Source organism: Actinomyces massiliensis 4401292, assembly GCF_000269805.1.
Lineage (GTDB): Bacteria > Actinomycetota > Actinomycetes > Actinomycetales > Actinomycetaceae > Actinomyces > Actinomyces massiliensis.
The window spans coordinates 322,025-347,552 of the sequence record NZ_JH711482.1 but is presented as its reverse complement, the minus strand read 5'-3'; the positions used below and the strand labels follow the sequence as shown (position 1 = coordinate 347,552).

General features: G+C 66.3%; 27 protein-coding genes and 1 tRNA gene. 14 read left to right on the top strand and 14 right to left on the bottom strand.

The window, feature by feature from the left end; all coding sequences use genetic code 11:
• Positions 1-37 precede the first annotated feature (37 nt).
• A complete protein-coding gene (locus W5W_RS0109925; RefSeq protein ID WP_008731307.1) occupies positions 38-238 on the top strand; it encodes a helix-turn-helix domain-containing protein in 201 nt (66 codons plus the stop codon).
• On the opposite strand, the gene W5W_RS0109920 is transcribed toward W5W_RS0109925, so the two are convergent.
• Positions 217-1,044: a DNA alkylation repair protein gene (locus W5W_RS0109920; protein WP_008731305.1), complete on the bottom strand. Its 828-nt coding sequence runs from the start codon at positions 1,042-1,044 to the stop codon at positions 217-219. The genes W5W_RS0109925 and W5W_RS0109920 overlap by 22 nt on opposite strands.
• Positions 1,045-1,120: 76 nt before the next feature.
• Here W5W_RS0109920 and pgi point away from each other — a divergent pair, with 76 nt between their 5' ends.
• The 4 genes from pgi (at position 1,121) to W5W_RS0109900 (ending at position 5,989) form a co-directional block, all read left to right on the top strand.
• Positions 1,121-2,776: a glucose-6-phosphate isomerase gene (pgi, locus tag W5W_RS0109915; RefSeq protein WP_008731303.1), complete on the top strand. Its 1,656-nt coding sequence runs from the start codon at positions 1,121-1,123 to the stop codon at positions 2,774-2,776.
• 24 nt (positions 2,777-2,800) lie between these two features.
• Entirely contained in the window at positions 2,801-4,009 is a 1,209-nt protein-coding gene (gene moeB, locus W5W_RS0109910; RefSeq protein ID WP_017195290.1) for a molybdopterin-synthase adenylyltransferase MoeB, read from the top strand.
• A gap of 126 nt (positions 4,010-4,135) precedes the next feature.
• Positions 4,136-4,209 (top strand) — tRNA-Pro (locus W5W_RS0109905).
• A gap of 469 nt (positions 4,210-4,678) precedes the next feature.
• On the top strand, positions 4,679-5,989 hold the full coding sequence (locus W5W_RS0109900) for an anaerobic C4-dicarboxylate transporter family protein (RefSeq protein WP_008731302.1): 1,311 nt from the start codon (positions 4,679-4,681) through the stop codon (positions 5,987-5,989).
• A 51-nt stretch (positions 5,990-6,040) separates the two neighbouring features.
• Here W5W_RS0109900 and W5W_RS0109895 read toward each other — a convergent pair whose 3' ends face one another.
• Positions 6,041-6,787 (bottom strand): zinc-binding dehydrogenase, encoded by a 747-nt coding sequence (locus tag W5W_RS0109895; RefSeq protein WP_017195289.1) that lies wholly within the window; start codon positions 6,785-6,787, stop codon positions 6,041-6,043.
• 429 nt (positions 6,788-7,216) lie between these two features.
• On the opposite strand from W5W_RS0109895, the gene W5W_RS0109890 reads away from it, so the two are divergent.
• Positions 7,217-7,822 (top strand): TetR/AcrR family transcriptional regulator, encoded by a 606-nt coding sequence (locus W5W_RS0109890; RefSeq protein WP_008731832.1) that lies wholly within the window; start codon positions 7,217-7,219, stop codon positions 7,820-7,822.
• On the opposite strand, the gene W5W_RS16160 is transcribed toward W5W_RS0109890, so the two are convergent.
• From W5W_RS16160 to W5W_RS0109860, 6 genes are all read right to left on the bottom strand, one after another.
• Complete coding sequence (locus tag W5W_RS16160; protein ID WP_154650322.1) at positions 7,805-7,972, bottom strand: hypothetical protein; 168 nt, start codon at positions 7,970-7,972, stop codon at positions 7,805-7,807. The two genes, W5W_RS0109890 and W5W_RS16160, sit on opposite strands and share 18 nt — an antisense overlap.
• Before the next feature lie 49 nt (positions 7,973-8,021).
• Complete coding sequence (locus W5W_RS16945; RefSeq protein WP_369423550.1) at positions 8,022-8,150, bottom strand: hypothetical protein; 129 nt, start codon at positions 8,148-8,150, stop codon at positions 8,022-8,024.
• Between the two features lie 503 nt (positions 8,151-8,653).
• The gene (locus tag W5W_RS0109875) at positions 8,654-9,976 is read right to left on the bottom strand and encodes an MFS transporter (protein ID WP_017195287.1); all 1,323 of its coding nucleotides are present in this window, start codon (positions 9,974-9,976) and stop codon (positions 8,654-8,656) included.
• A gap of 23 nt (positions 9,977-9,999) precedes the next feature.
• Positions 10,000-10,515, bottom strand: coding sequence for an SRPBCC domain-containing protein (locus W5W_RS0109870; protein WP_017195286.1), 516 nt, complete (start codon positions 10,513-10,515; stop codon positions 10,000-10,002).
• A 2-nt stretch (positions 10,516-10,517) separates the two neighbouring features.
• Complete coding sequence (locus W5W_RS0109865) at positions 10,518-10,862, bottom strand: ArsR/SmtB family transcription factor (RefSeq protein ID WP_017195285.1); 345 nt, start codon at positions 10,860-10,862, stop codon at positions 10,518-10,520.
• Positions 10,859-11,233 carry a VOC family protein gene (locus W5W_RS0109860; protein ID WP_008731834.1) on the bottom strand — a complete coding sequence of 125 codons (375 nt, stop codon included), beginning with the start codon at positions 11,231-11,233 and terminating at the stop codon, positions 10,859-10,861. Before W5W_RS0109860 ends, W5W_RS0109865 begins: the two co-directional genes overlap by 4 nt.
• 168 nt (positions 11,234-11,401) lie before the next feature.
• Between W5W_RS0109860 and W5W_RS0109855 the strand changes: the two genes are divergently transcribed.
• From W5W_RS0109855 to W5W_RS0109845, 3 genes are all read left to right on the top strand, one after another.
• Entirely contained in the window at positions 11,402-11,908 is a 507-nt protein-coding gene (locus tag W5W_RS0109855; RefSeq protein WP_154650321.1) for a relaxase domain-containing protein, read from the top strand.
• A gap of 33 nt (positions 11,909-11,941) precedes the next feature.
• The gene (locus tag W5W_RS0109850) at positions 11,942-12,517 is read left to right on the top strand and encodes a hypothetical protein (RefSeq protein WP_008731833.1); all 576 of its coding nucleotides are present in this window, start codon (positions 11,942-11,944) and stop codon (positions 12,515-12,517) included.
• Positions 12,518-12,789: 272 nt separating this feature from the next.
• On the top strand, positions 12,790-13,677 hold the full coding sequence (locus tag W5W_RS0109845) for an HAD family hydrolase (RefSeq protein WP_017195283.1): 888 nt from the start codon (positions 12,790-12,792) through the stop codon (positions 13,675-13,677).
• 32 nt (positions 13,678-13,709) lie between these two features.
• Here W5W_RS0109845 and W5W_RS0109840 read toward each other — a convergent pair whose 3' ends face one another.
• The 5 genes from W5W_RS0109840 to zwf form a co-directional block, all read right to left on the bottom strand.
• Positions 13,710-14,153 carry an RNA-binding S4 domain-containing protein gene (locus tag W5W_RS0109840; protein ID WP_017195282.1) on the bottom strand — a complete coding sequence of 148 codons (444 nt, stop codon included), beginning with the start codon at positions 14,151-14,153 and terminating at the stop codon, positions 13,710-13,712.
• A 55-nt stretch (positions 14,154-14,208) separates the two neighbouring features.
• The gene (locus W5W_RS0109835) at positions 14,209-15,195 is read right to left on the bottom strand and encodes an HNH endonuclease family protein (RefSeq protein ID WP_017195281.1); all 987 of its coding nucleotides are present in this window, start codon (positions 15,193-15,195) and stop codon (positions 14,209-14,211) included.
• 229 nt (positions 15,196-15,424) lie between these two features.
• Positions 15,425-16,201: a 6-phosphogluconolactonase gene (gene pgl / locus W5W_RS0109830; RefSeq protein ID WP_008731825.1), complete on the bottom strand. Its 777-nt coding sequence runs from the start codon at positions 16,199-16,201 to the stop codon at positions 15,425-15,427.
• Complete coding sequence (locus tag W5W_RS0109825; RefSeq protein WP_008731835.1) at positions 16,198-17,202, bottom strand: glucose-6-phosphate dehydrogenase assembly protein OpcA; 1,005 nt, start codon at positions 17,200-17,202, stop codon at positions 16,198-16,200. The genes pgl and W5W_RS0109825 overlap by 4 nt, the downstream gene beginning before the upstream one ends.
• Positions 17,199-18,695, bottom strand: a complete 1,497-nt coding sequence (gene zwf / locus W5W_RS0109820; protein WP_232611683.1) for a glucose-6-phosphate dehydrogenase — start codon at positions 18,693-18,695, stop codon at positions 17,199-17,201. The genes W5W_RS0109825 and zwf overlap by 4 nt, the downstream gene beginning before the upstream one ends.
• A 373-nt stretch (positions 18,696-19,068) precedes the next feature.
• Here zwf and gndA point away from each other — a divergent pair, with 373 nt between their 5' ends.
• The 5 genes from gndA to W5W_RS0109795 all read left to right on the top strand — a co-directional run bounded on the left by gndA (position 19,069) and on the right by W5W_RS0109795 (position 23,660).
• A complete protein-coding gene (gndA, locus tag W5W_RS0109815; RefSeq protein WP_017195280.1) occupies positions 19,069-20,580 on the top strand; it encodes an NADP-dependent phosphogluconate dehydrogenase in 1,512 nt (503 codons plus the stop codon).
• A gap of 444 nt (positions 20,581-21,024) precedes the next feature.
• On the top strand, positions 21,025-21,477 hold the full coding sequence (locus W5W_RS0109810) for an FHA domain-containing protein (RefSeq protein WP_008731820.1): 453 nt from the start codon (positions 21,025-21,027) through the stop codon (positions 21,475-21,477).
• On the top strand, positions 21,474-22,223 hold the full coding sequence (gene ftsR / locus W5W_RS0109805) for a transcriptional regulator FtsR (protein ID WP_008731824.1): 750 nt from the start codon (positions 21,474-21,476) through the stop codon (positions 22,221-22,223). The genes W5W_RS0109810 and ftsR overlap by 4 nt, the downstream gene beginning before the upstream one ends.
• Positions 22,224-22,320: 97 nt before the next feature.
• Positions 22,321-22,785 carry a bifunctional nuclease domain-containing protein gene (locus W5W_RS0109800; RefSeq protein ID WP_029574238.1) on the top strand — a complete coding sequence of 155 codons (465 nt, stop codon included), beginning with the start codon at positions 22,321-22,323 and terminating at the stop codon, positions 22,783-22,785.
• A gap of 356 nt (positions 22,786-23,141) precedes the next feature.
• On the top strand, positions 23,142-23,660 hold the full coding sequence (locus W5W_RS0109795; protein WP_008731844.1) for a MerR family transcriptional regulator: 519 nt from the start codon (positions 23,142-23,144) through the stop codon (positions 23,658-23,660).
• A 128-nt stretch (positions 23,661-23,788) separates the two neighbouring features.
• Here the strand turns inward: W5W_RS0109795 and W5W_RS0109790 are convergent, their stop codons facing one another.
• Positions 23,789-25,390: an Hsp70 family protein gene (locus tag W5W_RS0109790; RefSeq protein ID WP_017195277.1), complete on the bottom strand. Its 1,602-nt coding sequence runs from the start codon at positions 25,388-25,390 to the stop codon at positions 23,789-23,791.
• Positions 25,391-25,528 lie beyond the last annotated feature (138 nt).

Here is a 25,528-nt window from a genome sequence, read left to right as displayed (position 1 = left end):
TTCTCCGAGAACTACATCGGTCTGCCCCCAACTGGCCGTGATCGGACGCTACCGGCTCCAGGAAGCGGCGCAACGGCTCCGGGAGGATCCGTCTCTCACCGTTGCGCATGTGGCCGCCGAGCTCGACTACGCGGACCACGCCCCCCTGACCGCCGACTTCCGACAAGTCCTGGGCCTCTCACCGAGCCTGTACCGGCAGCAGACCATCAGCGAACGTCAGACCCTCAGTGACCGGTAGTGGGCTCGGACCTCGGGGGAGAACCTCTCAATCGCGTAGCGCAGCATCGTTCGCGGCATGCGCGCGGCGTACTGGTCGAGGAAGGCGATGAGCGAGGCCTCATCGACGCGCTTCCCCGCCTCCCGCAGCATCCAGCCGACCGCCTTGTGGATGAGATCGTGAGGATCATCGAGCAGTTGCCGGGCGGCGGCGTAGGTCGGCCAGTCGGTGCCGGCTCGGGTGCTGGCGAAGGTGGACATGACCGCTACGCGCCGCTCCCACACGTTGCTGCTCGCGATGAGATCGGTGATTCGGGAGGGCAGCCCTTGCGCTCCCGCGAGAGGAACGAGGAGCCAGGCCCCCACGAGGTGCTCGGCCGAGGTGTCCACCAGGTCCCAGTTGTTGACCAGGTCCCGGCCGACCCAGTCCAGATACCGCCGCCCCAGCTCCTCGCGCCTGGCCAGTGCCTCCTGGACAGCCTGCGAATCGGGATCTCGCTGCGCCCGTTTCGAGCCCAGCAGACGGCTGATTCGCTTGGCCTGAGCGACGGCGACGCACAGCGCGGCCATCCGCTCCTCGTGCCAGGGGCCGGCCACCAGACGCTCCAGCTCGTCGTCGTCGAGAACTGCGCGCTTCGCAATGGCGCGAACCTGCGGGACGGGCACGCCGCGGAAGCGGTCGCCCTCTCCGTAGCCGCCGGGAACGGCGCGCAGGTAGCGGGCGACCTGTGCCGCCTTGGACTCGTCGGACAGCTCGACCAGGGCGGCGCGCACGGCATCGGCAGAGGTGAGAACCGCATGAATTCTTGTCGGTGCTTCAGGAGCCATTATGAGGACCCCGCAATCCTGAGAACGGTTGGCGCCGGAGAGTGGCGCATGGCTGCGACACCCATAGACTGTAGCCATGCTGAATCCGGTTGACCCCACCACGACGCCCGCCTGGAAGCGCCTGATCGAGCTCCACGACTCCATGACTCCGGACCTGCGCGCCTGGTTCGCCGACGATCCCGAGCGCGCCGAGCGGTTCTCCTACGAGCTGGGGGACCTCTACGTCGACCTGTCCAAGAACCTCCTGACCGACGACGTCCGCGACGCCCTCGCCCAACTGGCGCGCGAAGTCGATGTCCCAGGCCGCCGCGACGCCATGTACGCCGGGGAGCACATCAACATCACCGAGGACCGCGCCGTCCTCCACACCGCCCTGCGCCGCGCGGCGGGGGACTCCCTGAGCGTTGACGGGCAGGATGTCGTCGCCGACGTCCACGAGGTCCTGGAGAAGATCTACGCCTTCGCCCGGCGCGTGCGCTCGGGTCAGTGGACCGGCATCACCGGCAAGCCCATCAAGACGGTCGTCAACATCGGCATCGGCGGATCCGACCTGGGGCCGGTCATGGTCTACGAAGCACTCAAGCCCTACGTCCAGGAGGGCCTGGAGTGCCGTTTCATCTCCAACATCGATCCCGCCGACTGCGCCGAGAAGGTTGCCGGGCTCGACCCCGAAACCACCCTGTTCATCATCGCCTCCAAGACCTTCACCACCCTGGAGACGCTCACCAACGCACGCATGGCCCGGGACTGGTTCCTGGGTGCGCTGGAGCAGCGGGGACTGCCCACCAACGGCGCCATCGCCAAGCACTTCGTGGCCGTCTCCACGGCCCTGGACAAGGTGGCCGAGTTCGGCATCGATCCCGAGAACGCCTTCGGCTTCTGGAACTGGGTGGGCGGGCGCTACTCGGTGGACTCCGCCGTCGGCACGGTCCTGGCCGTGGCCATCGGCCCGGAGAACTTCGCCGACTTCCTGGGCGGCTTCCGCACCGTGGACGAGCACTTCGCCACCAAGGAGCCGCGCGACAACGTCCCCATGCTCATGGGGCTGCTCAACGTCTGGTACGTCAACTTCTTCAAGGCCGGCTCCCACGCCATCCTGCCCTACGCCCAGTACCTGCACCGCTTCGCCGCTTATCTCCAGCAGCTCACCATGGAGTCCAACGGCAAGTCGGTGCGCTGGGACGGCAGCCCGGTGACCACCGAGACGGGCGAGGTCTTCTGGGGCGAGCCGGGCACCAACGGCCAGCACGCCTTCTACCAGCTCATCCACCAGGGCACCCAGCTCATCCCCGCCGACTTCATCGCCGTGGCCAACCCCGCTCACCCCACCAAGGACGGGGGAGTGGATGTTCACGAGCTGTTCCTGTCCAACTACCTGGCCCAGACCGCTGCGCTCGCCTTCGGCAAGACCGCCGATGAGGTGCGTGCCGAGGGCACGCCCGAGGAGATCGTCCCGGCGCGCGTCTTCGCCGGTAACAGGCCGACGACGTCGATCCTGGCCCCGGCCCTGACGCCCGCGGTGGTGGGCCAGCTCATCGCGCTGTACGAGCACATCACCTTCACCCAGGGCATCGTGTGGGGCATCGACTCCTTCGACCAGTGGGGGGTGGAGCTCGGCAAGAAGCTCGCGCTCCAGATCGCACCCGCCGTCCAGGGCGACGATGCTGCCCTGGCCTCGCAGGACGCCTCCACCCGGGCCCTCATCACCCGCTACCGGGGGCTGCGCCACTGACGGAAGGCGTGGGAACAGTTTCCCGTGCAACGCTCTGGTCTAGAAGCATCAGTCATCGACTCGCAGCGCCTGCGGCCGCTGTCCGCAGCGGACAAGCGCCGCTACTCCCGCAACATGCTGGTCCCCGAGGTGAGCATCGCTGGGCAGCAGCGCATCCGCGCCGCTCGGGTCCTGCTGGTGGGCGCAGGCGCGCTCGGTTCTCCGGCTGCTCTTTACCTGGCAGCCGCCGGGGTGGGGTGCCTCGGCATCATCGATGACGACGTTGTGGACGTCTCCAACCTGCAGCGCCAGGTCATCCACACGACGCCGGGAATGGGGCAGCCGAAGACCGAATCGGCCCGTCATGCCGTGGAGGCCCTCAATCCCGACGTCAAGGTCATCACGCACCACACGGCTCTGACAAGCGCGAACGCGATGGAGCTGCTCGCCGGGTGGGACGTCGTCATTGACGGGACCGACAACTTCCCGACGCGCTACCTGCTCAACGATGCCTGCGTCATGCTCGGTACTCCGCTTGTGCACGGAGCCGTGTTCCGCTCACACGGGCAGGTGACGGTGTTCGACGCTCCGAACGGCCCGTGCTACCGCTGTGTGCACCCGATGCCGCCCGATCCGGGGGCGGTTCCTTCATGTGCCGAGGGCGGAGTGCTGGGTGTCATGCCGGGAATCGTCGGGACCATTCAGGCCGCTGAGGCGCTCAAGCTCATTGTTGGGGGAGCCCAGCCGCTCATCGGTCGCATGGTGCTGCTCAACGTCTGGACGGGGAGGGGGAGCGAGCTGCCGGTCGTCAAGAATCCGACCTGCCCTGTGTGCGGAACCGAGCCCACGATCACCGGGCTCATTGACTACGAGGCCTTCTGCGGTGTCAGATCGCAGGGGGATACTCCTGACGGAAAGATCGACACTCCGAGGGGACATACTATGAACGAGATCACCGCCACCGAGTTGCGTGCCCGGATCGCCGCGGGCCGGGCGCCCGGAAGCACCTATACGCTGCTGGATGTGCGTGAGCCGAACGAGGTGGCGATCGATGCCATTGAGGGCTCTCTGCGGATTCCGCTGGGGGAGGTCGTGGAGCGCATGGAGGAGTTGGATCCGAGCCGGGAGACGATCGTCCACTGTGCTGCCGGAATGCGCTCGGCGCGTGCTATCGAGGCGCTGACGGCCGCCGGCTACACGGGGGAGCTCACCAACCTCGCCGGTGGCATGAAGGCCTGGACCGAAAGCACCTGAGCCGGAGGCTTCCTCGGCCAACCTGTCGAAGCAAGCGGTGAGTGGTGTCACCGTCGGCAGATTTCGGGAGTAAGGGCCTCATGGGCTATGGTTCTACTCGTTCCCAGCGGTGCTGAGCCGCAAGGACGGGCTGTGGCGCAGTTTGGTAGCGCACTTGACTGGGGGTCAAGGGGTCGTGGGTTCAAATCCCGCCAGCCCGACTGAAAACCGCTGAATCTCAGCGGTTTTCGTTGTTTCTAGGGAGTCGCAGAGCGGCGACTCCCGCCGAGCGCACCTTCAGATCAGAACTTTTCCTTCCACGATTCGCCGCCAGAGGCCCGGGTTCCGTGCTGAGACGGGTCCACTTGTGCACGTCTGCACGTCCTTTCAATGCTGGACCGCCACTGCCCGGGTCGAGCTCTTTGACACTCTTTGACCGTGAGGGGACGAGGATGGGGTGCTAGGAGATGCTCGGAGAAGTGCGCGCAAGTCCGTGAGGCCTTCTCAGCCCATTTCCATTCGATTCCCGTGCCAAAAGCCAGCGAGATGACAGAATGCCTTATAAAATGAGTCTTGCGTCACCACTTTCCAGTCGTGGTGCCGCTGGCGCAGCGGCACCGGATGCGCTGGCACTGGGTGGCGCCCGATCAGCGGGCAATCGCTGTCCCCCTGAGTGGAGGAAGACCATCCATGATCTGGTTCCACCTACTCATCGTCCTACTGTTCATTATCGTCGGCGCCAGGCTCGGCGGCATCGGCATCGGCCTGGCGGGAGCGGCCGGCGTCATCGTCCTGGCTGTCACCGGCGTGCCCACCGCGAGTGAGCACGTGCCCTGGGATGTCATCGGCATCATCATGTCCGTCATCTGCACCGTCGCCGCGCTCCAGGTGGCCGGCTCCATGGACCACCTCGTTCACCTCACTGAGCTCCTGCTGCGCAAGCACCCCCGGCAGATCGTCTTCCTGGCGCCCTTCGTCACCTTCCTCATGTCCGTCATGTGCGGTACCGGACACACCGCCTACTCGGTCATCCCCGTCATCGTCGACGTGTCGAAGGAGCACAGGATCCGCCCTTCCCGTCCGCTGTCCATCGCGGTCGTCGCCTCGCAGGTGGGAGTCGCCGCCTCGCCCATCTCGGCGGCCATGGTCGCCCTCGTCATCGCTCTCGAGCCGCTGGGGATCGGCTACCTGATCTGCCTGGCCGTCGTCATTCCCACGACCTTCATCGGCCTGGCGGTCGGCGCCGTCGTCGCCGCGCGCCAGGGATCCGATCTCAAGGACGACCCGGTCTACCGGGAGCGCCTGGACAAGGGCCTGGTCAGGCCGAGCGCCGCGGTCACGGACGATTACCGGCCCACTCGCAGTGCGGTGCCGAGTCTGCTCATCTTCCTCGCCGCCCTCGTCCTGGTCGTCGCCTACGCGACGGTGACCTCCCAGGAGGTCGGGATCATCTCCAACCCGCCGATGAGCTCGACACTGGCCATCATGACCATCATGCTGACTACTGCCGCCGTCATCTGCCTCGTGGCGCGCAAGCCCACGGCGTCGATCGCGAGCCAGGACACCTTCCGGGCCGGTATGACGGCGACCATCTGCGTCATGGGCCTGGCCTGGCTCGGCAACGCCTTCGTCGAGCACTACGAGGGGGCCATCTCGGTCGCGCTCTCCGGACCGCTCCAGGCACTGCCCTGGTTGGCCGCGGTGTTCTTCTACTTCGCCGCGCCGCTCATGTTCTCCCACGCCGCCACCACCAAGGCATTCATGCCCCTCATGGTGAGCCTCGGCCTGCCCGCTGTGGCACTACTGGCCAGTTACCCCGCCGTCGCCAACTACTACCTCCTGCCGAACTACCCGACGACGGTCGCGGCCATGGAGATGGACGACACCGGCTCCACGCGCGTGGGCGGGAACGTCTTCGCCCACCCCTTCGTCCTGCCGGGAACAGTTTCGATCGTCATATGCGTCATACTCGGGTTCCTTCTAGCGCCGCTGGTGGTCTGACCGCATCCGGCTCGGCACTCGGGCCCTCGGCCCCGCACGCCTGCACGTCGCTCAGAGCGCCGGCGCATCCCGGTGATCGATGATCCGGGCGCCGCACGTCCCGCCCGAGCCGAGCTCGGCGTGCGCGCGCCCGACCTCGGCCGCTCCGTAGCGCCGCCCGACGACGGGTACGAGCTCTCCGGCCGCGATCCTGCGCGCCAACCAGGTGAGGTCGTCGCAGTCGTGACCCGCGGCGATGGGCACGCTGTGCACCCCGGCGCGCATCGCGGCGGGCACCGACGGGAGCCAGGAGCCGCCGTCGGTGAGCGCCGCCGTCGCCCCGCGGCAAGCCGCCCCGAACCACGCCGCGGGGCTCCCGGCCGCCACGACCACGCCGTCGTAGGAGCGCGAGCCCCGCATCGCCTCGGCCTCCGGGCTGCGGTAGTCGCGCACGTGCTCGGCGCCCAGGCCCCGGCAGCGCTCGAGCGCCGTCCGGCCCGCGATGGCATCGACCGACGCCCCGCAACCGCGTGCGATCTGAATCGCCGCCATCCCCACCGGCCCGCCCGCACCCACGACCAGCAGACGGTCGCCGCGCCGGACCCGCAGGCCGTTGCGCACAGCGCGCAGGGCGGTGAGCCCTCCCAGCACGAGTGCGCAGTCCTCGACGGACGGCACGTATCCGGCGGGGAACCGGCCGCAGCGCGATGGCTCGACCGCGAGCAGCTCGACCGTCGTGCCCCGGCCTCGCAGCGGTTCGAGACCCAGCACCACGGCGACCCAGTCCCCGACCTTGATCGGACCGCTGCTGCCGGCCACGACCTGACCGACAGCGTCGAATCCCGTCCGCTTGGGGAACGAGACTCCGTGCGGCAGACGACCGCGCGCCGGTAAAGCACATCGACCCGGCTCACTCCACTCGCGAGTGTGCGCACGAGGACCTGCCCGGGACGGAGGACGGGGCGCGGCGCCTTCTCGAGCCGCAGGACCTTCGGTCCTCCGCTGCTGCGGTACTGAACGGCCCACATCTCATAGGCCCCCTTCGTTGTGGCCGGCGAGGGGGAATGCCGGGATCGTCGACCAGCGAAACCGCATCGTCACGGCGCCGTCCCGCGGTTCCGCACTGTTGGGGACCATGGGTCCTCCTCATATTTACGATACCAATAGTTGCATAACTGATAGTAGCGAGTTGCCGGCCGCTTTGGAAGAATCCGCGGCGAGCACGCCCGAGTGAGTGAGGAGGCGACGGTGTCCACGACCGGCAGACCGCGCAGCGGGCGGCCCCGGGACGCCTCGGTGGACGTCAGGGTGCTGCGGGAGACTTTCGGCCTGCTCGCCGAGAAGGGCTTCCGCGGCCTGCGCATTGATGAGGTCGCACGCCGCGCGGGAGTGCCCAAGTCGACGATCTACCGCCGGTGGCCGTCCCTGGTCGACCTTGCGGTCGATGCGGTCGATGCGGCTCTGGGACCGCGCGAGCGCGAGCCGAGCCAGGACCCGCTTGCGGATCTGAGCGCCCTCATCGTTCAAGCGCACTCCTACATCGCCGCCTCGCCGCTGGCCGATGTCCTGCCCCAGATCGCCCTGGAGCTCATCGGGCGCCCCGAGGCTCAGGCCGCTTATCGCGACCGCATCATCGCCCCACTGCGCAACAGCGCCATCGACGCCGTGACAAGGGCCCGTGCCGCCGGCCAGTGGCCGGGCCCCGATCCGGCCATGAGCGTCGACTTGATGATCGGCGCCGTCGCCTACCGCCTCAACTACCTCGGCCACGCCTCGAGCCTGGAGGAGGCCTTCGAGGTCGCCGAGGCCGTGGCGCGCCGCAGCCTTCCCCGCCCCTCAGCCCCGCACTCCTGATGAGCCGCGGCGGTGGGAGCCGAGCAGGTGGGTGCCGACGATCCTGAGTCGGGGGAGCAGGGCGTGGGACGCATCCCACGTCGTCTCGACACCGTCGTGGCCCGCATGCATGAGCACGGCGTCGTCTTCGCGCCGGCCTCGGGACGCCAACTCGCCAACCTGCGGGCCACCCTGGGAACCACGATCACGCAGAGCCCGATCATCGCGGAGAATGGCATGATAACCGAGCCGCATGGCCACGACTCGACCAACCGAGCTTGCGCATCGCCGCCTCGATCGGCAGATCGGTCTCACGCAGCAGCCGGGCCAACTGCTCACACCGCAGCATCGTCAAGAACGCCTGCGGCGTCTTGCCATAGGCGTCAGTGAAGAGAGGACCTGCGCTGGCTCGCTATAGATGGTGTCGGCGAAGCCCTGCGCGTCGAGCCTGTCCTGGACGATGCCAGCGTACCGCCAGCGCACCTGATCGAGCACGTAGTCCGAGTCCAGCGACACCGAGGTGACCGTGATGTGTCCCTCCGGTTCAGAGGAGCTACAGCGTGTTCGGAGCCAGTAGCAGCACATCGCCGGGCCGGATGGGCTTCTGCCCGAACTCGGAGAATAGGACCGCGGTTCCGCTCCGTATTACGACGACCTTCACGCAGTCATACGCCACCGGCCCCACTGCACGGTGTACCGTCCGGGTACGAGCAACCAGCGGTTGGAAGTCGCGCATGACATGCCTTGCACTGTCTACCGACTACTCGCAAGAGCTGTCCAGTCCATCAGCAGTCGCAGAACGACTTCTGTGGACTTCAGATCAAGGGCGCGGTCAGAGCCCCTTGGGCTGATTCACTGCGTGCAGCGGTGTGATAGCCGACCCGGCGTTTGGCTGATGAGTCGGACGGCGGCAATGGTGCCGATGAGACCGAATCCTGCGAGGGCGAGCATTGCGGGCTGGAAGCCGGTGATCGTGGTGTCGGGGCGGGCGAGGCTGCCGCCGCTGAGGGTGAATACGGCCACGGCGACGGCGATGCCGAGCGCGGCTCCGACTTGGCGGAATGCGTTGCCGACGCCGAGGCCGGAGACGATCAGCGGCACGAGGATCGCGGTGTAGTTGGTGGACGCGGTGACGGCGAGCAGAATGGCACCAAGGGCTTGGAGGGCAAGGCCGAGGGCCAGCAGTGGAGCTTCGCCGGTCTTGTCCGAGAGCCGTCCGACGACGGGTGCGACGGGCACGGCTAGTCCTGTCCACGGCAGGAGCGCGAGTCCGACGCCGAGCGGGTCGGGCGTTATCGCGGCCTGAATGTATTGGGCGAGCAGGTACGCGGTTCCGAACAGGCCTGCCCCGAGTGCGGCCATTGCGATGCAGGAGGCGAGGAACCCACCATGACGGAACAGGGCGGGCGGCACCAAGGGCGCTATAGCACGGCGTTCCCAGCGGGCGAAGCCGACCAGCAGCACCAGGCCCCCTGCGAGTTCCGCCCACAGTGAGGCGTCGCTGAGGGAGGCCGGGGTGACCCGGACGAGCGCGTGGGTGACGAGCGCGATGCCGAGGGTCACCAGCGCCAGTCCGATCAGGTCTGCCAGCCCGGACTGAGGGGCGTCTGCCGGGATGCGGCAGGCAAGCACGAGGATGAGGGCGGCGACGGAGAGGTTGAGCCAGAACACCCATTGCCAGGCGAGGCCCTGAGCGACGAGGCCGCCGATGAGGGGGCCGATGGCGACGGCGATGCCGGTGATCGCACCCCAGATACCGATGACCTTGCCGCGCCGCTCGGCAGGTGTAGTGGCGGTGACGATGGCGAGGGCGAGCGGCACGCATACGCCGCCGGCCGCGCCCTGCACCGCGCGCGCAGCCACCAGGACGCCGAGCGTCGGGGCGAGCGCACACAAAGCCGAGGCGATGGCGAACAGGGCGACGCCGACCGTGAGCATCCGGCGTCGCCCGAAGCGGTCGCCCAGCATCGACCCAGCCAGGATCGAGACGGCGAATGCGAGAGCGTAGGCGTTCACGACCCAGGAGAGGTTATCGATGCCTGCACTGAAGTCGTGGCGGATGTTGGGGAGCACAGTGGTCACCACGAGGGCGTCAAGGCCGACCATGAACGAGGCGAGCGAGCAGGCCAACAAGGTTGCGACGCGGGTCGCCTTGGCCGTGGATGTGGTGGACATGATGACTCCTTACCCGTGAGTGTTCAGTCTTCGGATTCGAGGCTGCGGGTGAAGCAGCGCAGGATCGCTGTCCAGCCCTGGGTGTAGCCGAGCTGCATACCGAGGCGGGCCGGGTCGATGCCCTGCCAACCGCTATGCACGAGTGAGACCTTGGTGACCTGCGGCGAGACGGCCTTGAACGTCACGGTGATGACGGTCTGTTCCAGGCCGGGGGTAACGTGCCAGTCCATCGCGAAGCGGTGGGGCGGCTCCCAGGTCAGCAGGGTTCCCCAGCGGGCGCGGCTCCCATCGCGGCGTATCTCGGTGATCGCCCCACCGGGGCGACGGTCGACCTCGACATCGACGACCTCGCCGGGGGCCATCGAGTAGTCCTTGAGCGGCCACCAGTCCGCGAGCGTGTCGAGGAACAGCGCGAAAGTTTCCGGGGCCGGGCAGCGTACTGTGACCTCGGCCATCACCGCATCGTCCAGCGGGTTCGACTCCGACTCGTCGCGAGGCACCGCGGAGAGGTGCCGGTTCCGGTTCTGCTCAGCGGTCACGATCAGCCAACCTCTCGCTGCTCGTCCGTGTCGCCGCGGTGCTCGGCCTCTGTGATGGACTGCGCAACTTTGAGGCTCGACGCCCACAGGTCATTTAGGTAGCTGCGCAGTTCTTCGAGTGCGTCGGTGTCGGCCCGGTACAGGCGACGCGCGCCGTCGCGCCGCTCAACCAACAGGCCCACATTTTTGAGGATGCGGAGGTGCTGAGAGACGGCGGAGGCCGACACATCTGAGAACTGAGAGCTGATCTGACCGGCGGGCAGCTCGTTCTCCGCGACCAGTTCGAGGATCGCGCGTCGGCGCGGCTCAGCGAATGCTTGCAGCGCCTGTTCCCGGTTCAGGGTCATGCCGCACCGAAACCGTCACGATCCCACAGACCGACCTGGTGCCCGTCCGGGTCGGCGAACACCGCGATGGTGCCGAAGCCGGGAATCTCGGTCGGCTCCTGCACGACCGTGCCGCCAAGCTCGACCGCCCGTGTCAGACCCGCTGTCAGGTCGGGTTCGTGGAAGTAGACCCGGATGCCACCGGCCCCGCCGTCCATCACCGGGCCGATGCCACCGCTAGCACCGCCCTCGCCCGACTGGGTGTCCACGACGGCGTAGCCACCCATCTCCGGCAGTGCCATGACCTGCCAGCCGAACATCTCGCGGTAGAACGACTGCGCCCGCTCCATGTCCGTTGACGTGACCTCGAAGTACGACAGCCTCGATCCCATGATGACTCCTTTGTTCAGTCGGTACTTGATTTAGCGCACGCTAAAATGAGTCAAAACTAAAGTCAAGACCCGATCTTGCCACACGTCTTTCAGACGAGGCGCCGCCCGCCGAGCGGCGCCGTAGGCGGGTTTAGACGCTCACCTCCCGGCCAGGAGGGAGGCCCGGTCGTGACGGTTTCGATGCGCGTGATGAGTGCGGGCGGTTGCTACAAGTACCTCCTGAAATCCATCGCGGCCGGCGACGGCGACCGCTCCCTTTCGGCCTCGCTTACGAGGTACTACGCCGAGGCGGCGAACCCGCCAGGCTTCTGGCTCGGCCAGGGCCTTGCGTCGCTGGGGCACGGTGAGCTGGCCGAGGGGCCGCAGGTGTCTGAGGCGCAGCTACAGCTCTTCATCGGCATGGGACACAACCCCATCACCGGGGAGGCTCTGAGTCGTCCTTACCAGCAGTTCGCCAGTATCGCCGAGCGGATCGAGCAGCGCGTGAACGCACTCGACCCGGAGCTGGGGCCGGCAGCGCGAGCACGAGAGGTCGCCACGATCGAGGCCGAGGAAGCCGAGCGCGGCACCCGCCGCGCGGTGGCCGGTTACGACTTCACGTTCAGCGTCCCCAAGTCCATCTCCGCAATCTGGGCGGTTGCAGATGCGGGCACGCAATCGCTGATCGCCGAGTAGATCGCCAAGCATGGCCGGCAGCCCTCGGCGCGAATGGTGCTGAAACTACGCGCCCAAGCGACACTCGCCACCCGACCGGAAAAGCAGATCAAGTCGCTGGCGGGCCTCACCCGCGACTGGCGCGAGCGCGCAACCCGGCTGCTCGGCACGGATGCGACCGGCTGGGCGCGCGCCTTGCTCCGCGGTGAGGCGCCGCGACGGTTGCTGCGCGCCGACGACGTGCCGCTGGACGTGGTGCACGAAGTCGGGCAGGCCGTGATGGAGATGGTTGCGGAGAAGCGCACGACCTGGACTCGCTGGAATCTGCACTCCGAAGCCAGCAGGCAGTTGATGGGCTGGCGGTTCGCCAGCCTCCAAGATCGTGAGGCGATCACCGGGCTCATCGCAGACGCTGCCGAGCGCGCATCGTTGCGACTGACGCCGCCGGAGTTGGCGTCGAGCCCGTTGCAGTTCCGGCGCGCCACTGGCCCTTATCGCTCCTATTGCAGGTATCGTGCGCCTGCGCACCAGCCGCCAAGGCAAACCCCTGGCATGGACGGCTGTCGTGATCGCGGCACTAACCCTGGTGACGACGATTGCATTCGCCACCACACTACTGGCCAGCAGTAACGGCCCATCACCGCAACAACCCCACCCCGTACAGACGACACAGCAACCCACCCCGTAATCCCGCCAATCCTGAGGTGCCACAGTCCCCAGCGAACAGCACACCCTCAGACCGCACAACGTTCTTGCGCCGGACTGCTTGGTGGTCGATGCGGCCGCACCTGACGATAGCAACATTTCGCTGGAATCTCCTTGATCTCACTCCGCTCCTTGGCCGAGCTCGCCGTCGATGTCTTCCTCGACCCTCAGCGCCGCGAATCTGAAAGGATCCCGTCATGAGTCATTCCGTATCCGGCCCGACTGAGACCTCAGAACTCAGCAACTTGACAGCCGACTTTCCGGACGAAGTCGACCTGCGGCTAGTGGTCGCAGACATGGATGGCACCCTGCTCGATGGCCAGGGCCGCGTCCCACGTCGTCTCGACACCGTCGTGGCCCGCATGCATGAGCACGGCGTCGTCTTCGTGCCGGCTTCGGGGCGCCAACTCGCCAACCTGCGGGCCACCCTGGGAGCTACGATCACGCAGAGCCCGATCATCGCGGAGAACGGCACGATAGTCGTTCAGGGCGATGACGAGATCCACCGCGAGACGATCACCCGCTCAGACGCGGTTACCGTGGTGCACACGACTCGTGCCCTGTGCGAGCAGGGACTCGACGTCGGCCCGGTAATCGCCACCAGGGACCGCGCCTATGTTGATCGCATTGATGAGCGTTTCGTGCGTCAATGCGCCTTCTACTACGCGGCTCTCGAGCCTGTGGAGGACGTCCTGGATCTTGCTTTGGACAATGTCCTCAAGATCGCCGTCTACGCCTTCGGCGACGCCGAGTCCGAGTGCTACAGGCCTCTATCGGCAGCCGTGCCCGGCGTGCAGACTGTGGTGTCGGGTGCGCACTGGGTCGACATGATGGCCCGCACCGCCTCAAAAGGACGGGCGCTCGCGGCAGTACAGGAGCGGCTGGGTATCGAACCAGCTCAAACAGCCGTGTTCGGCGATTACCTCAACGACGCCGAGCTATATGACCATGCCGAACTGTCCTTCGCAATGGCCAACGCCCATCCTGGGATCCTCTCCCGAGCCCGCTATATCGCTCCGGCTAATACCGATGACGGGGTGCTGCGCATGATCGAGGCTCTTCTCGACCGCCTGCCGCCACGATGAGCGCGTATTCCGCCTTCTAGAAACCACCGACCTCACCGGCGCTCGCCGTCGAGGATGTGCTCGATGTCGATCTCGCTCGGCGCACCGCGCAGAGCATCGAGCTGGCGCCGCTCCTTCTTCGTGGGACGGCCCGCACCGCGGTCGCGGATGATCCCGGCCGGCGCATCCATGGGGGAGGGGCGCGGCGCGGAGATATCGGTGTAAGCGGTTCGCGCTACCGGGGCCCCAACACGCTTGAGCAGGATGCGCTTGATAATCAGGTGCCGGTCGAACCCGTCGACCCGGTAGCGGACCTCATCGCCAATCCGCACGTGCTGGGCGGGTTTGGCGGGTTCTCCATTGATGCGCACGTGCCCGGCCCGACAGGCCGCCGTCGCAGCGGACCGCGACTTGATCTGACGCACGCTCCACAGCCATACGTCGATCCTGGCCGAGGCAGGACCGTCACCACCGGCAGCTCCGGCATCGTTGGGCATCCGCTTACTTCGGGCCTGCCTGGTGCTCATATGCCCGATCCTAGCGACGACGGTATCAGTTTCTGCGGCGCCGCCCAGTTCGGCGACCTGCATCCAGGGCGCGCTTGGAGCGTGCCACCAGGCCCGCGCCAACCAGGGCGATACCGATGATCGACACCAGACGGTAGATCGGACTGGAACGTAGAACATCCGCCGTGCCCTGAGCGGTACCGGTGACGCGCTCCAGGGCTGAAGGAGCGCCGTCACCGCCCGCGGCGCAGTCCGTCAGTGTCGTGCGCAGCGCATCGACATCGGCCTGGGGAAGCCCCAGGCTGTAGGCGGCCGCCACGGAGACGAAACGAGCGGCGTAGGCGCACCTGTAAGAGTCATCCGAAGGCCACCATCCGCGATCCGACTCGGTTTGCCAGGAAGCGGTCTCGGTCGAGCCCACCGGGCAGGTCGCCGGCCCGCAGGCGGACTTGGCCTGATTCGCCTCCCCATCGACCGCCAAAAGGTTGAGGGGATCATTGGCCACCAGGAGTCGGGTGCGTTCGTCCCACGCCCAGGCGCCATGCGCATAGAGATAGTTCAGAGGCACCACATGGTCGATCTGAACCGCCTCCGAGGTGCCCTGGCCACGCTGGAAGGCGATGGTGGAACCGGTATAGGGGTCGTGAAGCGTGCCAGACCACACGGTGGCATCAGGGCACACGGCTGCACCCTGCCCGACCCCCTCATCACGACTTTGGATGCCATTGGCGCGGGAGTAGTCCGCATCGGTCAGGTCCCGGGACAGAATCTCGTTCCGAGTGTCACAGCCATCACCGTCCACGTCCTCCCAGGCCTGACCGAACCAGCCCGTGCGAGATCCGCCTTCACCCCAGGAAACTGCGGCCGGCGCATCCGCCGGAAGCGAATCCAGGGCCTCTAACGCGCCCGCAGCACTCAGAACCTGATCTCCGCGAGAGTCCCACTGACCGGGTGGAACGGAACCGGAAGCCGCCAGCACCGTCGCAAGAGCAACAGCGCCGGCATGCAGCACATACGGCGTGAAAACAAGCATATCGATGCCTCAGACTGGCCCAGAGCCGACTAGTCGGCTCATCTGACGAGGATAGTCGGGCCGGGATCGCGGAACCGCAGAAATCGCATGTTCCCAGGCTACGCGGCTTACGCCGCGCCCCATGCGCCTGTCCACAGACTGCGGCTTCGTGCCAGGCGGGTCCCAAGCCTGTGCACGGAGCACGGACCAGCTGGAGCAGAGTCAGGCACCGCTCCGAGCGTGCAATCGATCAGCCGGTCAGCCCACTGGCGGCCGCGTCATCGAGGTACCAGGTGGTGGCACGCCCACGCGCGCATGATGCGGGAGCTCGCACCACGTCAGGCGCTCCCAGGCCGGCACGAACCGCCTCCGCCTTTCCCGCACCGCCGGCTACCGCCATGACGCACCGGGAGCGGTGCAGCGCATCGAAGGTCAGTGAGACCCGCTCGGGCGGAGGCTTGGGGGAGGAGTGCACCGCGACGACGTCGCCCCCGGTCAGCAGCGCCGCCGGATGCCCCGGGAAGAGGGAGCAGACGTGAGCGTCCGGCCCGACTCCCAGGTGGACGACGTCGAAGCGCCCTTCAGCAGGACCGGTTGCAGAAAGCTCCTCGGCCAGGTGCGCGGCGGCGGCATCGACCCCGGCAACCAGCTCTGGACCGCGCACCCGATGAACGTTGGCGTCCGGTAAGCCCGCATCAACCAATCCCGCCACGAGCAGGTCATTGCGGTCGGGGTCGCCTGCGGCAACGAAGCGCTCGTCGCCGAACCACAGGTGAACATTCTCCAGAAGCGAGCCGCTGATCCCTGCTGCGGCGAAGGTCGCAGGCAGAGAGCGGGCCAGCGCAATGCCGGCCGAGCCACCGGTCAGGGCGAGGTGCCCGGAACCACGAGAAGCCACCGCCTCGACGAGCAGCTCTGCAGTCCGTTCAGCAGCCAGGGTGCAGACCTCGTCGAAGGAGGGGCGGCGCACGAGCTTCGCCGTGGGCAGGGACGCGGTCCTCTTCTCAATCAGGTCGGCGGCGCTCACGAACCTGTCCTGTCGGGAGCATGAGAAGTGCAGCATTCGGCGGCGAAAGAGGCTAGAACCTCTTCGAAAACGAGGTCGGGAGTCAGCCTGCGCAATTCCTCGTTCATGGTCGTGATCGGTTCGCGTCGAGGCATGGTGACGACCTGCGGAGCCTCGCCCCCGGGACGGGTGATGGTGGCGCGCTCCTGGTCCATACGGGCTATCACGATATCGCCCGTCAGCGTGCTCACAGTGATTGAGGCAATGCCGCTGAAACCGGGGACATCGATCTGCTCAATGGCCACTCCGGTGCGCAGTGCCAGCCATCGGATCATGAGCGCGATGGAGGCGTTCCCCGGCTCTCCGGCGACGACAATGCCTCGGGCCGTTCCGTCGCGCAGCACCGGATCGAGGGTCGAGGCGACCATGGCCCGCCACAGCGTGATCCGGGTCCAGGCCAGGTCGATATCGCCACGGGTGAAGGACGGCGCAAGCGCTTTAAGGGCCATCACTGGATCCGACAGCGCAGGAGTGTTGGTGATCCGAGTAGAGGCCAGTTTCCCCAAGGGGTCCGTGGAGGGCCGATCGGGCGGCGCAGTCGGCCACCATGTCACCACCGGGACGTCGGGCAGCAGGAGGGGAACGACGAGCGTGTCGACATGCTCAGCGGCCTCGCCCCAAGGCCGTAGAACCAGCGTCTCGCCGGCCCCGGCATCATGACCGACCCGGATCTCGGCGTCGAGATGTCCCGGCAGGTCGGATGGGACATGCCCGTCACGCGACCGGGGCCCTGTCGCGGCATCATTCACATCATCATTCTCAGTATCGGGCCGGACCACTGCGATAATGCGGCACGGATGGTCCCGGCTCGCGCCGTGCGCCGCGGCCAGAGCGTCCTCCAGCCCAGCGGTATTAGTGTCGATGATGAGAGTCAGCACATGTGAACCGCCGGAGACGCCTTCCTCCTCGACCAGCGCAGAGACAATGCGCTCGGTAGTCGTGGCTGTCAGGGTGGTGATCATGAGCGCCTCCATGTACGGCCGTCACGGGCAAGGAGCTGGTGAGCAGACTCGGGTCCCCAGGAACCGGGTCGGTAGCCGTCAGGGGCTCCGGAGGCGGCCCAGCGTTCGATAACGGGGTCCAGGATGCGCCAGGACAGATCGACCTCGCGCTGGTGGGGAAAGAGCGGCGCATCGCCGAGCAGCGCATCCAGGATCAGCCGTTCATATGCCTCGGGGGACTCCTCGTTGAAGGTCCCGCCGTAGCCGAAGTCCATGGACACATCACGCAACTCGATATGGGAGCCAGGAACCTTGGAGGCCAGACGCAGAGTGATGCCCTCATCGGGCTGAATCCGCAGGACGATCGTATTGGCGCCTACACCGGCGGTAGCGGCGTCGTCGAATGGCAGGAAAGGCGGTCGTTTGAAAACGACGGCGACTTCGGTCACGCGACGAGTCAGACGCTTTCCCGCTCGCAGGTAGAAGGGCACGCCCGCCCAACGACGGTTGGCGATCTCCAGACGAATCGCAGCGAATGTCTCGGTGCGCGAGTCGGCAGCAACGCCGTCCTCTTCGAGATAACCCTTGACGGGTACGCCTCCCTGGAACCCGGCGTCGTAGCGGCCGCGGGCGGTCGTGGTGTCCAAGTCGAGAACGCCATGGCGCTCCAGGCGCACGGAGGCCAGAACCTTCTCCTTCTCCGCACGCACCGCCGGAGCGGTCATGGCGGTCGGCTCCTCCATGGCCGTCAGCGCCAAGAGCTGGAGGAGGTGATTCTGGATGACATCGCGAGCCGAGCCGATGGTGTCGTAGTAGCCCGCGCGTGTGCCGATACCGATGTCCTCGGCCATGGTGATCTGGATATGGTCCACGTAACGTTGATTCCATAACGGCTCGAACATGGTGTTGGCGAAGCGCAGCGCCAAGATGTTCTGGACGGTTTCCTTACCCAGGTAATGATCGACGCGGAAGACATCATCAGGGCGCACGATCCGTGAGACCAGGGTATCGAGTCTGGCTGCGCTGGCTCGATCGTGGCCGAAAGGCTTCTCAATGATCACCCGCCGCCATGAGCCCGGCGATTCGTCCACGAGGCCCGAGGCGGCAATGCGCTGGGTGACCGCCGGGAACCAGCCCGGCGGAATCGATAGGTAAAAAGCCCGATTGCCGCTGGTGCCGCGCGTGGCATCAAGGCCGACCACGACGTCGGTCAGGCGGGAGTAGGCATCGTCATCCTCGAAGGAGGAGAATTCCACGAAGCGCATGCCGGCGGCCAGCTGATCCCAGATGGCCTGGTGCCACGAGGTGCGGGCGCCCGCACGCACCGCCTGCTCGACATAGGCCCGCAACTCGTCGTCGCTCCAAGAACGGCGCCCCACTCCCACCAGGGAGAAACTCGGAGAGAGCAGGCCGCGGTTGGCCAAGTCGTAGATGGCCGGCAGCAGTTTGTGACGCGCCAGGTCGCCGGTGATGCCGAACATGACGAGTACGCACGGATCCGCGATCCGGGGCATGCGCAGATCGCGGGAATCCAGCAGGGGATTGGAGCCGAGGGCCGGCGAAGAGCGTTCGGATGTCGGAGTGGAATCGTCCACGAGTACCTTTCTGAAGCGGCGTGCAGGGCTTCACATCCTGAGCAGGACGCGAACTTGGCGAGTACTAGTACCACTGTAGTGCGAAGGCTTCGAGAACACCCGAGGACCCGGGACTCGGAATGAAGGCTCTGAGGCGACGCGTGTGGGCGAGCTGCTATCGACCAGTTATCGAACAGCGCGGCCCCAACACGCGTGCCGCACGACGAATGGCAGTCGCGGTAAGGTTTTCTACAAGGCGCATTTGCGCACACCCATGTCGCCCGCCGGTCTTGGCGAGCAGGAAAGGCAGCATATGAGCGACTTCACCCCCGCACCGGCCTCGGCAGACCTCGGCGTGTTCGGATTGGGGGTGATGGGGGCCAACCTGGCGCGCAACCTCGCCCGCCACGGGCACTCGGTGGCGGTGTTCAACCGCACCCTGGCCCGTACCGAGCGGCTCATGGAGCGCTACGGCTCCGAGGGCGACTTCGTACCCGCCAGCGACCTGAAGGACTTCGTCGCCTCCCTGCGCACCCCACGCGTGGCCATCATCATGGTGCAGGCCGGAGCCGCCACTGAGGCCGTGATCGAGGAGCTCTCCGCCCTCATGGAGCCGGGCGACATCATCGTCGATGCCGGCAACACCCTCTACACCGACACCCGCCGCCGGGAGGAGGCCCTGCGCGAGCGCGGCCTGCACTTCGTGGGCATGGGCGTCTCCGGGGGAGAGGAGGGCGCCCTGCTCGGCCCCTCGATCATGCCCGGGGGGACCGCCGAGTCCTACAACCGTCTGGGTCCCATGCTGGAGTCCATCTCCGCCCACGTCGACGGCGAGCCCTGCTGCACTCATGTGGGCCCCGACGGCGCCGGCCATTTCGTCAAGATGGTGCACAACGGCATCGAGTACGCCGACATGCAGCTCATCGCCGAGGCATACTCCCTGCTGCGGTACGTCGCCGGGCTCAGCGTGCCCGAGATCGCGGAGGTCTTCCGGTCATGGAAGGACTCCGAGCTCGACTCCTACCTCATCGACATCACCACCGAGGTGCTCTCCCGCACCGATCCGGTCACCGGCCGGCCCTTCGTGGATGTCGTGGTCGACGCCGCCGGGCAGAAGGGTACCGGCGTGTGGACCACGCAGACCGCCCTCGAGCTCGGGGTCGCGGTCCCCGCCATCGCCGAGGCCACCTTCGCCCGGGCGGTCTCCTCCGCCGCGGCCGCGCGCGCGGCTGTTCGCGCCGCCGACCTCGCTCCCGGCACCTCCGAATCCACCCTGTCCGGCCAGGACCGGGAAGCGTTCATCGACGCCGTCAAACAGGCCCTCTACGGCTCCAAGATCGCCGCCTACGCCCAGGGCTTCGACGAGATCGCCACCGCCTCGGCGCAGTTCGGCTGGAACATCGACCTGGGTGCCATGGCCCGGATCTGGCGAGGCGGTTGCATCATCCGCGCCCGCTTCCTGGACGACATCACTCGCGCCTACAACAGCACTGGCAGCGCTGATAATGCCAGCAATGCTGACAACGAGGACGCGCATCTGGCCAGCCTGCTGACCGCGCCGGTCTTCGCCTCCGCGCTGGTCCAGGCCCTGCCCGCCTGGCGCCAGGTCGTGGCCATCTCGGCCCTGACCGGCGTGCCCGCCCCGGCCTTCGCCTCCTCGCTGGCCTACGTCGATCAACTGCGGGCCGACCGACTGCCCGCAGCGCTCATCCAGGGCCAGCGGGACTTCTTCGGCTCCCACACGTATCACCGGGTCGACGATCCCGAGGGCATCTACCACACATTGTGGGCCGCGCCCGAGCGCACCGAGGAGAAGTGGAACTGACGCTTCGACTCAGCGCGGGAATTGCTTGTGGTCTCCACGCACGAGCTCGTGTGGAGACCACAAGCAATTCCGGCTGAGCAGATATACGGCTATACGTCTACACGGCTATATGACTATACGGCTCTCTTATATGCTTATATGGCTTCGTCTGCAGCAGACCCTGCAAGGCGGTTTCGAGGGCCGTATGCAGACTTGCAGCGGCGTCCCATCACTCAATGAATTATCATGCACTGGGTCAGACACAGGTAGTTCTGCCATGCCTCTCATGGTTGGCCGGTCATGCCAACTCACTCATTGCCGGCCGTCAGCGCTATGATGTGTCGTGATGACCTGATACGCGCCCTGAGCGTACGAAAGCGCGTTTCCGTTGCCATTAGTAGGCGTCACACCGGTATGGTGTGACCACACCGGCGCGACCCGCGCCGCCCGACCCGAGGGGAACAGATGCCGAGCACGCCGATCGAGCCGGATCCCAGCACGACCCAGTCCTTCGGTGCCATGGATTTCAGTGCTGATCCGGCCGCACCGCTTATGGGGCTGTCCCAGCAGGATCGTTCTGCGATTTCAGCCCTGCCTGCTGGAACGGCCTTGCTGTTAGTACAGCAGGGCCCGACCACCGGTGCTCGTTTTCTGCTCGATGCCTCCGAGACGACCGTGGGACGCCATCCGCGCGCGGATATCTTCCTGGACGATGTCACGGTCTCGCGCAAGCACGCGATCTTCCTCGCGCTGCCGGAGGGCGGCTTCGCCGTGCGCGATTCGGGCTCTCTCAACGGCACTTACGTCAATCGGCAGCGCGTCGAGCAGGCTGCTCTGCGTCGCGGTGACGAGGTCCAGATCGGTAAATACCGTATGACCTACCACCCAGGTCCTGTTGCAGGTGCGGCGGCGCAGTGAGCGCTGTCCCTGCACGCCGTCGTCCCGCTAAGCGCGAAGAGGCCGACGACGCCGAGGTCGGTCCCTGGCCTCGGGATGTCTCCCGTGAGCCGGAGATGAAGATCTCCGAGGTCGTTGACCGGCTCAAGACGGAGTTCCCTGCCTTGTCCCTGTCGAAGGTGCGCTACCTCGAGGGGGAGGGGCTCATCTCCCCTTACCGGGTGGGCAACGGTTATCGTCGTTATTCCAAGGCCGATGTGGAGCGTCTGCGCTATGCGCTCACGGCTCAGCGCGACGAATACCTACCGTTGTCGGTCATTCGGCAGCGACTGGCCGAACTGGATGCCTCGCCCCAAGCTCCTGAGCCCGCTCCAATCCCGCGCGTGGTGGCGGCAGGCGGTCATGCGGTGATAGGCACCAGTCTGGATGCTGAATCACTCGCCCACCATGCCGGCGCATCCATGGCCCAGCTCGAGGAGCTGGTGGTCATCGGCGTCGTGGCGCCCGACGCCCACGGTCGTTTCGATGCACGGGCCCTGGGCACGGTATCGCTCGCACTGCGCGCGCACCGGCTCGGCATCCCGTTGCGCAACCTTCGTGCGGTGCGGACCGCGGCTGAGCGCGAGGCCGACGTTGTCGACTCGGCTGTTCGATACAAGCGAGTGCGTTCAAGCACGGCCGCGGAGGATGCCGCCTCTGAGCTTGCCGGCGTACTTGCCGAGTTGCACGGGGCGCTGCTGCATCAGGCGGTCTCGGCGCTGGGCTGACGCCTGCGCCAGGGTGCGGAATTGAGCTGCTCGAGGTTCGGCTTTCGTTTCCCGGACACGGCGTCTGCGTCCCCGTAGATTTGGGTCCGTGAGCACCATGACACTGATGAGCGTCCGCTCCACAACATCTCAGAAGGGTTTGGTCGCCATCCTCGTGGAGGATGGCGGCCCCGCGGTGGTCGCCGTTCCGGTCAACCCCCGTGAGGGCCTGCTGCTCAGTGCCGGCGAATCGGCCCGTACTCCTACCTGGACCGCTCTAGTGGACCAGGTCTGTCGAACCCTGGGGGGTGAGATCGACGCTGTTGAGCTCGATGTTGATGCCGATGCCGCGCTGTGCGCTCGTGTGCTGCTCTCTCAGGGCGGAACGGCGCACCAGGTACCGTGTGCCCCTGCAGAGGCACTGGTTATTGCACAGTGCCTCGAGCGCCCCATCGCAGCAAGTGACAAACTCCTGCAGCTGCGCGGGCTGGCGCTGGATGCGCAGGAGCTCAGCCTGCGATTCGCGCGGTGGAGGGAGGAATTGGCCACGATGGCGGCCGATGAGGCGGCACCCTCCACCTGAGCCCGCGATGCACGGGAAGAGAGTCATGCGCGCAGTTCTATGTGACGTGCCACACTATTTGATTCTCGACCTGCCATGAGGTTTCCTTGGCATCGGGCCGCAAACCACCGTCGAGTCCAGGGGAATCTTGACCTCATCTTGAGATTGAGACATCGTCGACAGGCAGATGCGGCGTGCCCTTCATTGAGCCCCGGGGGCACCGGCCTTATCGTGGTTCCTGGTCGGGCGGACCCGCCCGAATCCCAGCAGCACGGGGTGTATGTGTCACTACGTACGCCCCCATTCCGACAGGAGCAGGTCAGTTGAGCGCCAACGAAGCCAGTCTTCACGCCCCGGTACCCCAACGTGGTCAAGGGATGCTCTTCGGCGACCCGCTCCCCGAGCTCGACATCAATGCCGGATACCGAGGGCCGATCGCCTGCCGAGCCGCCGGCATCACCTACCGTCAGTTGGACTACTGGGCCCGCACCGGATTGGTCGAGCCCTCCATCCGGGGCGCCAAGGGTTCCGGATCCCAGCGTCTGTACGCTTTTCGCGACATTCTGCTGCTCAAGATCGTGAAGCGGTTGCTCGACACTGGCGTCTCCCTGCAGCAGATCCGCACCGCCGTCAATGCGCTTCATCAACGCGGAGTGGAAGACCTGACATCAATGACGCTGATGAGCGATGGGGCATCCGTATACGAGTGCACCAGCACCGACGAGGTCATCGACCTCGTTCAGGGAGGCCAAGGCGTTTTCGGCATCGCTGTCGGCCGTGTCTGGCATGAGGTCGAAGGCTCTCTTGCCGAACTGCCGGTCGATCACGCGAATGAGAATCCCATGGTTGAGGACGAGCTGGCCAAGCGACGTGCCGCCAAGCGCCGGCTCGGGTGACTGCGGGTCTGCAGCAGCATGCATACATAGAACATAGCTCGGCGCATGTGGGTGCGGGTGGTGCAGACGTACTGACGACGTCTGCACCACCCGCACCCACATGCGCCGACATGCAGCGCCAGGACGATTCAGGCGGTTCGATGCCCGAGAACGTAGGTGCGGCTGTGACCATCGCTGAGATCAGTGAGCGTCACTCGCACTAAGCCGGATTCGTCCGCCTCGTAGCGCTCCTCCATCTGCGGACCGCCGCCCGTACGTCTCACGGGTACTGAGGAAAGGTCCTCGATATCGCGCAAGGAGGCATCGAAGGGGAACAGGACATCCTCATAGGGCGCGAGCTCACCGCGTGGCTCGCCGTCGTCATCAACGCCTGCGCACTCCACGAAACGGTAGCGACCGATGTTGTGGACCGCTTGATACCGGCGCGTCGCCACAGTGGCGCTGACTCCGCCGCCTTTCTGTACAGAATCCTCGGTCAGGATCGCGTCGAAGGAAGTGCGGGTACCGCCATCAGCCTCTCGGAAAACCCCGAAGCCGCGCGAGAGCCGATCCGTCAGCCGGACATCGGCATCACGGTCGGCGGCGATAGCCAGACCGATCGCGGTAGAGGCCCCCGGATAGGGGGAGCGGTGAACACGGCGACCGAATTGCTCGCGCAGCATCCTCGGCACCAGCGGCAGGCCTGAGGCACCCCCCACGAGATAGATGCCGGCGATCTCGGTGAGATCCGGGCCGCCGTCCTCAAGTCTGCCGACCAAGGGCGCCATCACGTCCACACTGCGCTGGATCAAAGGCGTCGTTGCTTCATAGAGGTCGGCTACGGGCAGTACAACATCATGATCGAGCACAGGGATGACCATGCGTCGCGACTGCGGCGCCAATGCCTCCTTGACTCCACGGCACTGATCGAGCAGATCGCCGAGCTGGGTCGCGCTCAAAGCGGTTTCGTCCACAGACGCGTGCGACAGTGCCAGCTGAGCCAGAAGGAGATCGACGTCGTCGCCTCCGAGATCGCCCAGCCCGCGCGAGGCCAGCACCTCGTGCGCAGCGCCGTTGACATCCACCAGAGAGGTGTCGAAAGTCCCGCCCCCCAGGTCATAAACCAAGACGCGCGTGCGCCGAGACGACACGGTGGACGCCTTGCGGTGCGTGTATTCGAAACCGGCGGCGCTGGGCTCATTGAGCATAGCGGTCACGTGGAAACCCGCAGCCCGGAAGGCGTCGAGCGTGAGCAGGCGCTGCGCTCCGTACGCGTGCGCGGGCACCGCGACCACGACATTTGCATCCTCGCTACCCGGGTCGGCGCCGTCCAGCACTCCGGAATTGGCCAACTGCTCACGCAGATCGGTGAGAAAGGAGATGAGCACGTCGCCGATGCTCAGCGTACGATCACCGAGCACCACCGTGCTCGACGCGCTCACCGATGGCGCCGCCAGAGCGCGTTTGAGGCTGCGCAGAAGCGGTGCACCCTGCCGAGCGGCCTGACGCGCGCGGAAACCGTGCACCAGACCATCCTCGGTCAGCGCGGTCAAAGACGGGTAGTAGTCATGGGAGTCACCGTTCGTGTCGGTGAAGGACAGGACAGGATAGTTACCTCGGTCGGCGCGGGCGACGACCGTTCTGGTCGTGCCCAGGTCGATGCCGAGGTCCAGGTGAGAAGGGGCCGTAGTACGCGTAGTACGGCCTTTCCGGGGCTTGGAAGAACGCTTGCTTCCACTTCGGGCTGCCATGGACCGACCATATCGTTGCTGCCTCGATATAACACTCAGGGCACGCTGAGGATCGGCCTCATGTTGCTTCGCCGATGGCGAGCGGGTACTGCACGGCTCTGCGGGGCAGCAGGTGAACAGTTGGTGAACAGTCAGAAT

Excerpts from the sequence above, each read along its gene's own strand:
- W5W_RS0109920 (WP_008731305.1), bottom strand. The coding sequence starts at position 1,044 with ATGGCTCCTGAAGCACCGACAAGAATTCATGCGGTTCTCACCTCTGCC.
- pgi (WP_008731303.1), top strand. The coding sequence starts at position 1,121 with ATGCTGAATCCGGTTGACCCCACCACGACGCCCGCCTGGAAGCGCCTG.
- W5W_RS0109900 (WP_008731302.1), top strand. The coding sequence starts at position 4,679 with ATGATCTGGTTCCACCTACTCATCGTCCTACTGTTCATTATCGTCGGC.
- W5W_RS16945 (WP_369423550.1), bottom strand. The coding sequence starts at position 8,150 with ATGCTGCGGTGTGAGCAGTTGGCCCGGCTGCTGCGTGAGACCGATCTG.
- W5W_RS0109875 (WP_017195287.1), bottom strand. The coding sequence starts at position 9,976 with ATGTCCACCACATCCACGGCCAAGGCGACCCGCGTCGCAACCTTGTTG.
- W5W_RS0109865 (WP_017195285.1), bottom strand. The coding sequence starts at position 10,862 with ATGACCCTGAACCGGGAACAGGCGCTGCAAGCATTCGCTGAGCCGCGC.
- W5W_RS0109860 (WP_008731834.1), bottom strand. The coding sequence starts at position 11,233 with ATGGGATCGAGGCTGTCGTACTTCGAGGTCACGTCAACGGACATGGAG.
- W5W_RS0109850 (WP_008731833.1), top strand. The coding sequence starts at position 11,942 with ATGGTGCTGAAACTACGCGCCCAAGCGACACTCGCCACCCGACCGGAA.
- W5W_RS0109845 (WP_017195283.1), top strand. The coding sequence starts at position 12,790 with ATGAGTCATTCCGTATCCGGCCCGACTGAGACCTCAGAACTCAGCAAC.
- W5W_RS0109840 (WP_017195282.1), bottom strand. The coding sequence starts at position 14,153 with ATGCCCAACGATGCCGGAGCTGCCGGTGGTGACGGTCCTGCCTCGGCC.
- W5W_RS0109835 (WP_017195281.1), bottom strand. The coding sequence starts at position 15,195 with ATGCTTGTTTTCACGCCGTATGTGCTGCATGCCGGCGCTGTTGCTCTT.
- W5W_RS0109825 (WP_008731835.1), bottom strand. The coding sequence starts at position 17,202 with ATGATCACCACCCTGACAGCCACGACTACCGAGCGCATTGTCTCTGCG.
- zwf (WP_232611683.1), bottom strand. The coding sequence starts at position 18,695 with ATGCCCCGGATCGCGGATCCGTGCGTACTCGTCATGTTCGGCATCACC.
- gndA (WP_017195280.1), top strand. The coding sequence starts at position 19,069 with ATGAGCGACTTCACCCCCGCACCGGCCTCGGCAGACCTCGGCGTGTTC.
- W5W_RS0109810 (WP_008731820.1), top strand. The coding sequence starts at position 21,025 with ATGCCGAGCACGCCGATCGAGCCGGATCCCAGCACGACCCAGTCCTTC.
- W5W_RS0109800 (WP_029574238.1), top strand. The coding sequence starts at position 22,321 with ATGACACTGATGAGCGTCCGCTCCACAACATCTCAGAAGGGTTTGGTC.
- W5W_RS0109795 (WP_008731844.1), top strand. The coding sequence starts at position 23,142 with ATGCTCTTCGGCGACCCGCTCCCCGAGCTCGACATCAATGCCGGATAC.
- W5W_RS0109790 (WP_017195277.1), bottom strand. The coding sequence starts at position 25,390 with ATGGCAGCCCGAAGTGGAAGCAAGCGTTCTTCCAAGCCCCGGAAAGGC.